Raw genomic sequence first — 13,778 nt, 5'->3', positions numbered from 1 at the left:
TGCGACTTGTCCAAATGAAATTCCAACTCGATAGGAGAGATTTTTGATGGGAATCGCAGTGCTTTATGGAAGCTCCCGCAAAAACGGAAATTCGGAATGGTTAACGAAATTATTCGTTAATGGATTTGATGCAGATGAAATTTATTTGAGCGATTACCGGATTGAACCCATTATCGATTATAGGCATGCTGAGCCTGGTCCTTATCCGAATGATGATTATCGAAAACTTATTGACCGTGTATTGGAACAGGACACCATTGTAATTGCAACCCCGATCTACTGGTATGGTTTGCCGGCACAACTAAAACTCTTCATTGATCGATGGTCTCAATCATTGCGGGAAAATCGGACAGATTTTCTTGCCAATATGGCTAATAAACGGGCTTACGTTATCGCTATAGGTGATGACGAACCACACGTGAAGGGGCAGCCATTAATACAGCAGTTAGAATATATTTTCGATTTTGTCGGAGTCAACTTTGCGGGCCATGTGATTGGCAAAGGGAGAAGACCCGAAGATATTGAGCAGGATTCCAAGGCACTCACGGCCATTAAGAACCTAAGGTCCAAGCTCAAGGCTAACAAATAAAATCTGTGCTAAGAAAGATATCTTAAAGGAGTGTACGATGTGTATATTTTTGGATTCAGGCCGCAAATGTGATGAAAACCTATTACAAATAAAAAGAGAGCCGCACCGTCAACAAATAACACGCCCACTAGAGGGGCGTGTTTTATCGTTTGTTCATCTCCATCGATTCTGCCAACAGATCCACCAGATGGACGGCGCGCATGTGGTCTTGCAGGTTGGCGCGCTGGATGCCCAGTTTCATCTGGAGGAGACAGCCGGGGTTGGAGGTGACGAGGGTGTCTGCTTGGGTGTCCGTTACATATTCCATCTTGGCATCCAGGATACTCATGGAGGTTTCCGGTTGGGTGAGGTTGTAGATCCCGGCAGAGCCGCAACAGCGCTCCCCTTCGAAAAATTCTGTAAAGGTGGTACCGGGGATGGCGGAGAGAAGGGCTCGGGGCTCTGCTGTCACTTTCATGCCGTTTCGCAGGTGGCAGGAATCCTGGTAGGTGATCCGTTCTGGGATGGGGTCAAGGCGGAGGGGGCGTCCAGCGGTGATCAGTTGGCTGACATCCTTGGTCTGGTCGGCGAACCAGCGGGCGTCCTCCGCCCATTCTGGATCGCTTTTCAGCATATAGGGGTACTCCACCAATTGAGCCCCGCAGCCACCCGCATTGGAAGCGATCCAGTCGACGCCGGCTTCCTTAAAGGCACGGATGTTTTCCTTCGCCAGCCGATGGGCTGCTTTCTCTTCGCCCCCATGGGCGTGGAGAGCCCCACAGCAGGTTTGCGACCGGGGGATGACCACCTCATAACCGGCGGCTTGAAGGAGTTTTGCGGTGTTGTGGTTGGTCTCGGCGAATATCACGTCCATAATGCAGCCTCGGAACAGTCCGACCCGACCGAGTGATTCCCCTTCGGCGGAGAGCCGGGTTGCTCCGGCTCGTTCCACTACGCCTTGGGTGCTGGCGGCAGGCATTACGGCGTCCATTTCGCGCAGGTGGTCCGGCATAATCAGCCGGGCGAGCCCCGTTTTGTGGAGCAGTTTTTTGAGGCCGCTTTTTTGGTAGAGGGCGATCAGGGCACCAACGATACGCAGCCGCCTCCGAGAGGGGAAGAGGCCGTGAAAAAAGAACCTTCGTATTCCTTTCACCCATCTCGACTTAGGAGCGTGGGTGGTGACCGCGGCTCGGGATTGCTCCAGCAGGCGACCGAAGCGAACATCCGCCGGGCAGGCGGTTTCGCAAGCTCGGCACCCGAGACAGAAGTTCATCTGGTCGCTAAAGGATTTATCGGGGATCATCAGGTCGTCATGGACCGCTTTCATCAGGGCGATGCGTCCTCTCGGGGAAGCGGCTTCCCGTCCAGTTTCCCGATAGGTGGGACAGGCCGGCAGACAGAAACCGCAGCGCATACAATGGGTCAGTTCCTCTTCGTCCAGGGTACGCTTCAGTTGCTCACCCATTTGGTTCCATGGAGAGTTTTGTGGAGTCGGGTTGACCGTCAATTAGGTTCGCTCCTTTTGCGGGCGGGGTTGGTCGGTGAAGATTTTGCCCGGGTTTAGAATTCCTTTTGGGTCGAAAGCTTGCTTGATTCCCCGCAAGACGTCCATCCCGCTTTTTCCCACCTTCCATTCTAGAAACGGAGCCTTGGCCATGCCGACCCCGTGTTCGCCGGTGATCGTTCCGCCGAGGCGGATGGCGGCGTCGAAAATATCGTCAAAAGCGGCTTCGATCCGGCTGATCTCCTCCTTGTCCCGGGCGTCGGTCAGAAAGGTGGGATGGAGGTTTCCGTCTCCGGCGTGACCGAAGGTGCAGATCTTCAGGTGGTGTTTGTCGGCGATGTGATTGATTTCCCGTACCATGGGAGCGATCTGCGAACGGGGAACGGTGGCATCTTCCAGGATCAGGGTGGGACGGAGACGTGCCAGAGCAGCCAGGGCATTTCGCCGGGCAGCCATCACCTTGGCCCCCTCTTCAGGGGTCTGGGCAACCTCCACATGGGCGGCACCCGTATGGCGGCAGATTTCATGGATCTTCTCGATGTCCTGATCGACAACGGAGGCCGGGCCGTCCTGCTCGATCAGCAAAATGGCGGCCATGTCTTTGGGAAGGCCGATGTTGGCGTAGTCTTCAACGACTTGGATCGTTCCCTGATCCATGAATTCCAAGGTGCAAGGAATGATGCGCGCAGCGATGATTTCGGAGACGGTCCGAGCGGCTGTATCCAAGTCTTTAAAGTGGGCGACCATCGCCCGGCGTGTCTCCGGTAACGGGATCAATTTCAATGTCGCTTCGGTGATGAGAGCCAAGGTCCCCTCAGAACCGACCAGCAGTCGGTTCAGGTCATAACCGGCTACATCTTTGTAAAGCTTGCCGCCGGTCCGGATCACCTCCCCGTTAGCCAGGACGGCTTCCAAGCCGAGGACGTAATCCCGAGTTGTCCCGTATTTGAGCCCCCGAAGCCCGCCGGAGCCTTCCGCGATATTGCCCCCGATCGTGGAGATCTTCATACTGCTGGGGTCCGGTGGATAAAAGAGCCCTTTTGCTTCAACGGCGTCATGGATCGTTTGCGTGAAGACGCCGGGTTGAACGGTGATGGTCAAGTTGTCGGGATCGATCTCTAAAATCTGATTGAGCCGGGTCATCACCATCACGATTCCACCTGCTTGCGGAACCGTATCGGCGGCGAGGTTGCTCCCCGATCCCCGGCCCACGATAGGAATTCCGTCTCGGTGGGCGATACGGAGAATAGCCTGAACTTCAGCGGTGTCGGCAGGGTAGACCACCCCGTCGGGCATCGCTTGATAGAGCGGAGTGGCGTCATAGGAGTAACTGACGCGGGTTTCGGTGTCATCTCGGAAGTATCCATTTCCGACGACAGCCGTCAGCTCCGCTTTGGCTTCCGGTGTAAGCATGGTCGAACCCTCCCTGGAAAATGTTATCGCTTACATAAATGGCCGGAAAGCATTGACAAGTCGCGGAATTCTGTGTTTTACTGTCAGTCAACTAGGGTGTACAGGTCATCTGATGACCTGATTTAATCCTAGCACAGATGGAAAAAAGGAAAAAGAAGCAAAAACAAAAGGAGGGGCATGTGGATGTGGACGCAGGTGTATCAACCGGTCTCCGACAGTCTGTGGCTGTCCGCTCTCGTTAGTGTGATCCCCATTATTTATTTTTTCTGGGCTCTCGCATACAGACGAACTAAGGGTCATATCGCGGGGCCGGTCACCGTCGGGCTGGCTCTCTTGATCGCCGTCCTGGTGTATCAGATGCCGGTTGCTCTCGCTGGTACGTCTTTGGGGTATGGATTTCTAACGGGTCTATTCCCCATTGGCTGGATTATTGTAACCGCTGTCTTTTTGTACAAAATTACGGTGAAAACCGGTCAGTTTGACATCATCCGTTCATCCATCGTCTCCATCACCGATGACCACCGGTTGCAGGCTCTTCTGATCGCCTTCTGTTTCGGAGCGTTTCTGGAAGGAGCTGCTGGTTTCGGGACCCCGGTTGCCATATCCGCCGCTCTGCTCGCCGGTCTCGGGTTCCGCCCGCTGTATGCGGCGGGGATCTGCCTGATCGCCAACACGGCACCCGTCGCTTTCGGCGCCATCGGGATTCCGATTATTGTGGCGGGCAAGACGACGGGGTTGGATACGATGGCGATCAGCGAAATGACCGGGCGGCAATTGCCCTTTTTGACCCTGTTCGTCCCATTGTGGTTGATCATCATTATGGCCGGTTGGAAAGGGGCGCGGGAAGTGATGCCCGCCATTTTGGTGACAGGAGGAACCTTTGCTCTTGTCCAGTATCTTTCTTCCAACTATCTCGGTCCGGAATTACCTGATGTTCTCTCTTCCCTTCTCAGTATTCTGGCCCTAGTGATGTTGTTGAAGGTATGGAAGCCGAAGACTCTCTTTCGTTTTGACCGGGAGACCTACCAGGCGGAAAGAGGGCATTTCACTCATTCCCCGGCCCAGGTGTTCCGTGCCTGGTCCCCCTTTATCATCCTGACGCTTCTGATTATTTTATGGACCATTCCCACCCTGAAAGAACAATTGAACAAGGTCACCCTAGAAATTCCGTTTCCGGTGCTCCATGAAGCGGTGATCCAGGCGAAGCCCATCGTACCGAAAGCCTCCCCCTATGCAGCCGTGTTTAAGCTGGATTGGCTAGCCGCCGCCGGTACGGCCATTTTCTTCGCTTCTCTGGTCAGCCTTCCTTTCATTGGGATGAAACTTAGCGACTGGCTGAAAACACTTGGCGAGACGGTAAAGGAACTGCGGTTTCCCCTCCTCACCATCGTTTCCGTCCTGGGGCTCGCCTATATCTACAACTATGCGGGCATGAGTGCAACCTTGGGATTGGCGATGGCCGGAACGGGCGTCTTGTTTCCCTTTTTCGCGCCGGTGCTCGGCTGGCTGGGCGTCTTTCTAACAGGGAGCGATACCTCCTCGAATGCTCTGTTTGGCAACCTGCAAAAGATTACTGCGGGCCAGATTGGCGTCGATCCTACCCTTACTGTGGCGGCTAACTCCACGGGGGGCGTGACCGGGAAGATGATCTCTCCCCAGTCCATTGCGGTAGCGACAGCATCTACCGGTATGGTCGGCAAGGAAGGGGACCTGTTCCGATTCACATTGAAACACAGCCTCCTCTTCCTGCTGATCGTTTCCATTATCACGATGCTTCAAGCCTATGTTTTCCCTTGGATGATCCCATAAGAGCAACTGGGCTTTTCGACGATTGAGCACTCGCTTTCAAACAGCATCCGGAAACTGGTACAATAAGGATCAAACCCTTGTCAGACAAGGAGTCTGAGATCCTTGAGGTGAACCGGTTGGAGTTCAAACAGATTCGGAGACGAAAAATTTACGAAGAAGTGGCGGAACAGATTAAAGGAATGATCGAGCAAGGGAAGCTTCTTCCCGGCGATAAGTTGGCTTCTGTGCGGGAGTTGGCGGAGCAGTTCGATGTGGGGCGATCAGCAATCCGGGAGGCTTTGTCCGCCCTGCGGGCGATGGGGCTTCTGGAGATGCGGCAGGGGGAGGGGACCTACGTAAGGGAGTTTGATGTCTCCATCCTCTCCCGGCCCCTCGCATCAGCCCTCTTGATGAGTCCGAAGCAAATTCTCCAATTCCTAGAAATGCGCAAAGTACTTGAAGTTGGGACGGCGGGGATCTGCGCCGACCGGCGGAATGATGAAGACTTAGCCGAGATGAAGGCTGCTCTCGTGCAGATGGAGAAAAGCACCGGCCATTCCGAGGAACTGGGAGAACAAGCGGATGTCCGCTTCCACCTCGCTGTGGCCGCCGGGACGAAAAATGATTTGCTGATTGAAATGATGCATACGGTCTCTGGAACCATGGTGGAGGCGATGAGGGAAAGCCGCCGTCTTTGGCTTTATTCGGAGGAAGCTACCCTGGAACGCCTTCACCGGGAACACCAATCCATCTATGAAGCGATCCGGGATCAAAATGCCCAATTGGCCCAGGAGCGGATGCTAGTTCACCTGGCCAAAGTGGAGGATGTCGTCCGTCGGTTCATCCGAGAAGAACCCGAACGGAATCTATAAACACCGGGCACGGGCTCCATCCGCCCGGTGCGGAAAGGAGCTTATTTCGTGCAAGTCGGTCTGTTTATCACGTGTTTGTCGGATGTCTTTTTCCCGGAAGTCGGAATCAGTATGGTGCGGGTACTTCGCCGTCTGGGTGTCGATGTCGGTTTTCCGGAAGCCCAGACATGCTGTGGTCAGCCCGCTTTTAACAGCGGTTACCGAGAGGATGCAAAAAAGGCAGCTCGGCAAATGATCCGCGCCTTTGAAGATGATGAGGCTGTCATTACCCCCTCCGGCTCCTGTGCCGCGATGATCCGCCATTATTACCCCAAACTGTTTGCCGGGGAGGAAGAGTGGGAGGAAAGAGCGCGTTCCTTGGCGGACCGATGTACCGAGTTTTCCGAGTTTGTCGCAGCACATCAAGGGACCACCCCGATCCGGGCCCGTTTGGAAGGGACGGCCACCTATCATCACTCTTGTCATATGTACCGAGGTCTGGGGCTGGTTGAACCGCCCCTCGCCCTCCTTTCCCAGGTAGAGGGGCTGTCATTGAAGGAGCTACCTTTTCATGATGACTGTTGCGGATTCGGAGGGACCTTCGCCGTCAAGATGGCTGGGATCTCTACGGCGATGGCCGACGAGAAGATCGGCCATATCGAAGAGACAGGTGCCGATTATCTGGTGGGCTCCGATATGAGTTGCTTGATGCACCTGGGGGGAAGGATTCGACGAGAGGGAAAACCGGTGGAAATTCTTCACGTTGCCCAAGTGTTGGATCGGGGGTGGATCGAATGAGTTCTCATCAGAGTAAAGCGCCATTTCCTCAACGTGTGGATAAAGCGCTGGAGGATTCCTTTCTCCGGGAGGCTGTACGTAAGACACAGAATAAGCTTCGTACGGGAAAAGCGACTGCCGAGACGGAGATGGAAAACTGGGAGGACTGGCGTCTACGGGCAGAGGAAATCCGCCGTCACACGGTCGAGAATTTAGATTACTACCTGGATCAGTTCACCATCCATGTGGAACAGGCGGGAGGCCAGGTTCACTTTGCAGATACTTCCGGAGATGTGCTGGATGTGATCACCGGAGTGATCCGGGAAAAAGAGGCCAAGTCCATCATCAAATCCAAATCCATGGTTTCCGAGGAAGTGGATCTGAACCGCGTGGTGGAGGAGATGGGACTGGAGGCTGTGGAATCGGACCTGGGTGAATATATCGTCCAGTTGGCTGAAGAAGCGCCCTCCCACATCATCATTCCGGCGATTCATAAAAGTCGTAAACAGGTGGCGGAACTATTCAGCCGGGAAGCCGGGGAGGAGCTTCCGGAAGAGACCGCCGCTCTCACCCGCTTTGCCCGGGAGCGGATGCGGCAGAAGTTTCTGGAGGCGGATATTGGGGTTACGGGCTGCAACTTCGGTGTCGCGGAATCCGGTTCCGTTGTCCTAGTCAGCAATGAGGGGAATGCCCGCCTCACCACCACGCTCCCCAAAACGCATATCGTTGTGATGGGAATGGAACGGATCGCCCCCCGCTGGACGGATCTGGATGTCCTGTTGACCATGCTGACCCGGAGTGCGACGGGGCAGAAGATCACCAGTTATGTGACGGCGATCACAGGTCCGCGTCGAGAGTATGACGCGGACGGCCCTGAGGAACTCCATGTAATCGTCGTGGACAACGGGCGTTCTGACATCTTGGGCGGGGAGTATCAGGATGTTCTCCACTGCATCCGCTGTGGTGCTTGCATCAATGTCTGTCCTGTCTATCGGCAGATTGGGGGACATGCTTATGGGGGTGTCTATCCCGGTCCGATTGGGGCCGTGCTGACCCCCTTGTTGGAGGGATTCGATGAGTGGGAGGAACTCCCCTATGCCTCCAGCCTTTGCGGTGCCTGTACGGATGCCTGCCCTGTCCGTATCCCTCTTCATGAGTATCTCCTCGACCTGCGGGCTGATGAAGTGGAGGAGAAACGGACACCGTGGGCAGAACGCCTCGCCTTCAAAGGATTTGGCTTGGCGACGGAAAACCCTGCCCTCTTCTCTGCTGGTGCCAAGGGCGGCCGTCTGGCCGCCGGGCCTTTCACCGATGAGGAGGGGATGGTTAAGAAGGGGCTGGGCCCTCTCGCCGAATGGATGGAAACCCGGGACTTTCCGGCACCCGCTCGTCATTCCTTCCGGGAATGGTGGAAGAAAGAAGGGAGGGAAGGGGGTGACTGATACCGATAAGAGCCAATTTATCGCACGGCTTTCCGAACGCCTTGGCCGTCCCCTCCCGACGGCTGTTGCTCCTCCGGAATGGGAGAACCACCCTTGGGATGATCTGAACGATGGGCATGACCGGGAAGACGTGATCCGACAGTTCATCGACAACCTGTCCGCCGCCGGTGGCGAAGCGGTTCGTGTCCCGGACCGTGCCGCGTTGAAAGAACAGATCCATCGGGATCTGGTAGAGAAGGACTTAAGAAAGCTTGTTCTGTGGGAAGAGGAAAACCTTGCTTCTCTAATCCGCGAGGCGGATTTGTCGGAAGTGACCTTGTGGGATTCCAAATCGGAGGCAGAAGCGTTGATCACCCGCGCGGAGCGGGCGGACGCCGGGCTGGTTGAAGCAGAATGGGGCCTCGCTTTCTCAGGGACAGTCCTTCTGTGGAACGAACAGGGACGCGGTCGCAGTGTCAGTCTGCTTCCCAGTCACTGTCTAGTCGTCCTCTCCGAGGATCGGATCGTTCCTCGGATGGAACCGGCTTTAAGCTGGATTCGGGATCAGCGGGATGTTCCTGCATGTGTCAATTTCATTTCCGGCCCCAGCCGAACGTCAGATATTGAGAACGACCTCAGTATCGGCGTGCACGGCCCGGGTTTCCTCCGCGTCTATATCGTGGGCGAAGAATAAGGGGTATCATGCAAATATCAAAAGCTCGGTGAGCCAACGGATGTTGGAACACCGGGCTTTTTATTGCCTTGGTATACGTATCCAATTGCTGTTTAGGACAAGCACAAGCTATTTAAAAGCTGAATAAACTTGATGAACATACTCAACAATTCGTTGTTCGAACTGGATGCTAGGATGGATAGCTGACAGCAGAAGGGAGAGCCGTTCCTTGATACGGAGTGAGAAGTATTTGAAAAGCTTGGATGATGAGCGTTCTGTCTGGTTGAAAGGAAAAAGGATCAAGGTCTATGAGCATGAAGCATTCCAGGGAACCCTTCAAACCATTTCGGCCTTGTTCGATATGCTGGACGATCCGGTTATGCAGAAGCAAGTGGGGTATCCGAGTCCGAAAACAGGCGAATATGTCCATACCGCTTTTTTGGTTCCGAAAGGCCCAACTGACCTTCAGCAAAGAAAAGCCGCCTTTGAATCCTGGAGTGAAGCCACGGATGGGATGATGAGCCGCCTCTCGGACTATGCCCGTTCCCGCCTAGCGGGATGGTATGCGGCTAGGAAGCAGCTTTCCCGGCATTATCGCGATTTTTCGGAAAAAATCACCCGCTATTATGAAACGGCGAGGGACCAGAATCGTTTTATTACGATTGTTCAACGGGATGTCCAAATCAATCGTTCCAAGCAGTACGACGAGCGTTGTTTCGAAGAAGCCGGCTTATTAAGGGTTACAAAAAAGACCACGGAGGGTGTCTATGTAAGTGGGGCCAAAATGATCGCGACAGCCGCCCCTTACACCAATGACTTCCTCGTATATCCCGTCATGAAGCTAAACCAGGCGCAAAAAAGCGCCGCCAATCTGTTTATCGTACCTGCTGATGCGAAAGGCCTTCACATTGTATGTCGGGAGTCTTATGCGAAACCCCTGAGTGAAAAAAATGACTTTCCTCTCAGTGCCCAGTTTGATGAGATGGATGCACTGTTGATTTTCGATCAGGTACTGATCCCATGGGAACACGTGTTGCTGTTGGAAAGCCCGGAAGGAATCTGGGAGGTGAAGACCAACCCGCACTCAGCCAGTCTTGCCTATCATCAGGCGTTGATCCGTTTAAAAACCAAACTCCAATTCATCACCGGGCTGGCATGCAAAATCGCCGATACGATTGGTTGTACTCAATTTCTTCACGTACAAGACAAATTAGGAGAATTGATCGGCCAAGTTGAAACCATCCATGCTATTCTCCTCGCCGCCGAATCGGAAGGGAGGAGCATAGAGGATGGGGTATACCTCCCCCGATTTTCTGCGATCGAGACCGGGAGAAACCTAGGGGCTTTCTATTATCCTCGGGCCATCGAAATTTTGCAGCTAATCGCGGCGGGGGGGCTCATTCAGGTGCCGGCTAGTATCGAAGATTTCCAATCTGCACTCTCACCGTTGATGAAAACCTATTTCCGAGGGGCTAACCTCCAGGCAGAAAAACGAGTCAGGCTGTTCAAATTGGCCTGGGATGTGATCGGATCCCCTTTTGCTTCCCGGCATGAACTATATGAACGGTTTTATGCCGGAGATCCGATCCGCAATCGGGCCGCTCAATATCTCTCTAGTAATAAAAGACTGCTTCTGACCAAGATAGAGAAGTATCTTTCAAACTAGAACCCTACTGAATTCCCATCGAGCATCTGTCTTCGTCCAATCGTCACAGCCGATAGCTCTGCTTCTATACGGGAGGGGCCATATTCTGCAAGTAACTTCTAGGAAGTGAACGTTAAAGATACGAGTGACGGCAGGGATCTCTCAATCTTTGAGGGTTTACCTGCCATTTAAATTTCTATTTATTTACTAAATACCCCATTCATTATTAAAATATATAGTGATATTATGGACAAAGATTGGATTTGGGCCCTTGATTATCCTGACCTATCCATCCTTCCATTTCTAACTCTAGCCGTAGGGAAAGAGAAGGTGCTTGTAAAAGGATCATGAAAACGCAATCAGAAAGGGAGAGGAAGATGAGTAAGGAAAAAAACAACCGAGCGACGGGGTTCGTCCCCTACATACCTTCAAACAAGTCATTGCCCGAACTAACCCTGATTGCGTGTGTGTTGGGAATCATCCTAGCGGTCGTTTTCGGTGCTGCCAACGCTTATTTGGGTTTGAAGATCGGACTGACGGTCTCGGCCTCGATCCCGGCTGCTGTGATCTCGATGGGAATCTTGCGGGGGATATTTCGCCGAGAGTCCATCCTAGAGAACAATATCGTACAGACGATGACCACCGCCGGGGAAGCGATCGGAGCGGGGGCGGTCTTTACCCTTCCGGCTCTGTTCCTGTGGGATCTTGAGCCCGGTCATGCGATGATCGCCTTCATCGTGCTGACGGGGGGGTTTCTGGGCGTCTTTATGATGGTACCGCTCCGACGCCTGCTGATTGTCAACGAGCACCAAACCCTGCCGTATCCGGAGGGGACGGCTTGTGCCGAGGTGTTGAAGACCGGTGAAACGGGTGGGAAGAATGCCCGTTTGGTGGCTGGTGGCTTCCTGGTCGGTGGTGTAGTGAAAGCCTTGGGGGACGGGTTTAAATTCTTTAAAACAGAGATTGAGACGCAGATCGCCCAATTCAAAAACGCCGTGGTCGGGATGGATACGTTCCCGGCACTTCTAGGTGTCGGTTACATCATCGGCCCCCGGATTGCAGGCCAGATGCTGGCAGGGGGCCTGCTCGCCTGGATCGTACTGATCCCGATGATCAGCTTTTTTGGAGCGGGTACGGATCAAGCGATCTTCCCCGCAGAGGCACCGATCGCTGATCTGGACGCCTGGGGTATCTGGAAGGGTTACATCACCTATATCGGGGCCGGTGCTGTGGCGGTCGCGGGTTTGATTACGATGGTGAAAACCCTCCCCACCCTGATCCGCTCCATCCGAAATACGGCTCGGAGCGCCAGGGAAAATCAACTCAGCGGACATGCTCTTGAGCGTACGGAACAAGATATCCCCCTGAAAGGAGTGGGGGTGGGCGTCCTAGCCGTGGTGTTACTCTTGGCTTTCACTCCGGTTACCAATATCGGGATCGTAGGGGCGCTAGCCATCGCTGTTTTCGGTTTCTTGTTTGTCGCTGTCGCCTCCCGCATCGTCGGGATCGTCGGCAGTTCATCCTCCCCGGTGTCAGGGATGACAATCGCCACGATCCTCATTGTCACTTTCATTTTCAAGCTGACCGGCATGGGTGGGATGCATGGCATGGTAGCCGCCCTTACTGTGGGGGCCGTTGTCTGTACAGCTCTGGCAGTGGCTGGAGATATCTCTCAGGACTTGAAGACAGGGTATCTCGTTGGCGGAACTCCTTGGAAACAACAGGTCGCGATGATGATCGGGGTTGTCGCCTCGGGACTAATTATCGGATTTGTCTTGGTGATTCTTCATGAGGCTTATGGGGTTGGTTCCAAGGAACTGCTCGCCCCGAAAGCCGTTTTGATGAAGACGATCATCGAAGGCATGATGCAGGGGGACCTGCCATGGGATCTGATTTTCCTCGGTGCGGCGATTGCTGTCGTCATCGAATTTTTGGGCCTGAATTCCCTGGTGGTGGCAGTCGGTGTCTATCTGCCAGTCCACGTAAGCGCCCCGATCATGGTTGGAGGAGCGGTCCGTTGGTTGATCGACTTCTTCACCAAAGAAGAGGGGCTAAGGAAACTTCGTAATGATACAGGCGTGCTTTTTGCCTCTGGATTGATTGCGGGTGAATCGTTGATCGGTGTGGGGATCGCCATCCTAATCGTGGCTGGTATCCCGATTCCGGCACACCCTCTGACTGATAACGGACTTGTTTCCCTCATCGTCTTCATGGCTGTGACGTTGCTTCTATGGTATATGGCGCAACGCGCGAAAGCGGAATTAACGGAAACCCGCGACCCATCCTGATAACGGTGGTGTATGATGATGCTTGGTAAGAAGAAAAAAGAGAACATGCTCACGATGAAGCCAGTGCTCAAGGAGGAATACCGGCTGGAAACCGGGAGCGGAGAGGGGTTGATCCTGGTCATTCCGCGCACGAGTTGGCTGGAGCGTCTCTCCATCCGTTGGTTGAATCAACCGGATGCTATCCGTGTCCAGCTGGACGACTTGGGAAGTTTCGTATTGACTTACTGCAACGGCAAAGCCACCGTGCGGGAAATTGCCGACGGGCTGGAGAAGGTCTTCGGAGAAAAGGCGAAACCGGTTTTGCCACGATTGGTCCAATATCTTCGCATTGCAGAAACAAACAGTTGGATCGCGATGAAGCCGTCCACCCGGTAGCATTTGAAAAAAAGCCCTGCAACGCATTGCAGGGCTTTTTTTCATTCTTTTTCATTCAGAGGAAGGACAAAAGCAGGAAGGAGAGGGCCGTATCAACCAGGCCGACAGTGAAAGCAACACTTGTTATCCACCGGGCCATGCGTTCTTTTCTTTCTTCCCGGGTTTCGCCGTTCAGGCTATCCTCAAAACCATACTCTTTCTCTTTGATAATTCGAAGACGTTTGAGGCCTTCACTAAAAACGTGGAAAAATCCGCCGTTGATGACATAAACTCCTCCCGCTACAACGAGCAGCAGGAGCCCAATCATGAACATCGCGTTAATCCAGTGCTCCAGCATGCCGCCCGACCAGAGGTAACTGGCTGCTGCGCTGGCTAGGATCAAGAGGCTAATCCAGCTTATCCGTTTTCGCCACATAGACTTCCTCACCTCCGGTTGTTCGTTCCGACCTGTCCTATAGCCGACCCTCAGGAAGTG

Annotated in this window: 12 protein-coding genes; 9 read left to right on the top strand and 3 right to left on the bottom strand. The window is 53.9% G+C overall.

From position 1 onward, the window contains the following. Positions 1-46 precede the first annotated feature (46 nt). Complete coding sequence (locus tag ACFOUO_RS04350) at positions 47-589, top strand: flavodoxin family protein (protein WP_380702521.1); 543 nt, start codon at positions 47-49, stop codon at positions 587-589. A gap of 142 nt (positions 590-731) precedes the next feature. Here ACFOUO_RS04350 and ACFOUO_RS04345 read toward each other — a convergent pair whose 3' ends face one another. Together ACFOUO_RS04345 and ACFOUO_RS04340 are read right to left on the bottom strand one after the other, a co-directional pair. After that, entirely contained in the window at positions 732-2,075 is a 1,344-nt protein-coding gene (locus tag ACFOUO_RS04345) for a (Fe-S)-binding protein (protein ID WP_380702519.1), read from the bottom strand. Further along, a complete protein-coding gene (locus tag ACFOUO_RS04340) occupies positions 2,076-3,485 on the bottom strand; it encodes an FAD-binding oxidoreductase (RefSeq protein WP_380702517.1) in 1,410 nt (469 codons plus the stop codon). It abuts the gene before it with no gap. A 183-nt stretch (positions 3,486-3,668) separates the two neighbouring features. Here ACFOUO_RS04340 and ACFOUO_RS04335 point away from each other — a divergent pair, with 183 nt between their 5' ends. The 8 genes from ACFOUO_RS04335 (at position 3,669) to ACFOUO_RS04300 (ending at position 13,303) form a co-directional block, all read left to right on the top strand. Next, positions 3,669-5,294, top strand: a complete 1,626-nt coding sequence (locus ACFOUO_RS04335) for a lactate permease LctP family transporter (RefSeq protein ID WP_380702515.1) — start codon at positions 3,669-3,671, stop codon at positions 5,292-5,294. Positions 5,295-5,410: 116 nt separating this feature from the next. Beyond that, a complete protein-coding gene (locus tag ACFOUO_RS04330; RefSeq protein ID WP_380703251.1) occupies positions 5,411-6,145 on the top strand; it encodes a FadR/GntR family transcriptional regulator in 735 nt (244 codons plus the stop codon). 48 nt (positions 6,146-6,193) lie between these two features. Continuing rightward, entirely contained in the window at positions 6,194-6,922 is a 729-nt protein-coding gene (locus ACFOUO_RS04325) for a (Fe-S)-binding protein (protein WP_380702513.1), read from the top strand. Further along, positions 6,919-8,343, top strand: a complete 1,425-nt coding sequence (locus ACFOUO_RS04320; protein ID WP_380702511.1) for a LutB/LldF family L-lactate oxidation iron-sulfur protein — start codon at positions 6,919-6,921, stop codon at positions 8,341-8,343. The genes ACFOUO_RS04325 and ACFOUO_RS04320 overlap by 4 nt, the downstream gene beginning before the upstream one ends. Beyond that, positions 8,336-9,016 carry a LutC/YkgG family protein gene (locus ACFOUO_RS04315; RefSeq protein ID WP_380702509.1) on the top strand — a complete coding sequence of 227 codons (681 nt, stop codon included), beginning with the start codon at positions 8,336-8,338 and terminating at the stop codon, positions 9,014-9,016. Before ACFOUO_RS04320 ends, ACFOUO_RS04315 begins: the two co-directional genes overlap by 8 nt. 166 nt (positions 9,017-9,182) lie before the next feature. Beyond that, positions 9,183-10,661 carry a 4-hydroxyphenylacetate 3-hydroxylase family protein gene (locus ACFOUO_RS04310; RefSeq protein ID WP_380702507.1) on the top strand — a complete coding sequence of 493 codons (1,479 nt, stop codon included), beginning with the start codon at positions 9,183-9,185 and terminating at the stop codon, positions 10,659-10,661. A 356-nt stretch (positions 10,662-11,017) separates the two neighbouring features. Further along, positions 11,018-12,928 carry an OPT family oligopeptide transporter gene (locus ACFOUO_RS04305; RefSeq protein WP_380702505.1) on the top strand — a complete coding sequence of 637 codons (1,911 nt, stop codon included), beginning with the start codon at positions 11,018-11,020 and terminating at the stop codon, positions 12,926-12,928. A gap of 15 nt (positions 12,929-12,943) precedes the next feature. After that, positions 12,944-13,303: a PqqD family protein gene (locus ACFOUO_RS04300; RefSeq protein WP_380702503.1), complete on the top strand. Its 360-nt coding sequence runs from the start codon at positions 12,944-12,946 to the stop codon at positions 13,301-13,303. A gap of 55 nt (positions 13,304-13,358) precedes the next feature. Here the strand turns inward: ACFOUO_RS04300 and ACFOUO_RS04295 are convergent, their stop codons facing one another. Beyond that, a complete protein-coding gene (locus tag ACFOUO_RS04295; protein WP_380702501.1) occupies positions 13,359-13,718 on the bottom strand; it encodes a DUF3899 domain-containing protein in 360 nt (119 codons plus the stop codon). Between the last annotated feature and the right edge of the window lie 60 nt (positions 13,719-13,778).

This window comes from Salinithrix halophila, assembly GCF_042650125.1.
Classification (GTDB): Bacteria; Bacillota; Bacilli; order Thermoactinomycetales; family DSM-45169; genus Salinithrix; species Salinithrix halophila.
Note: the sequence above shows the minus strand (reverse complement) of the source record. Positions and strands in the feature narration are given on the sequence as shown.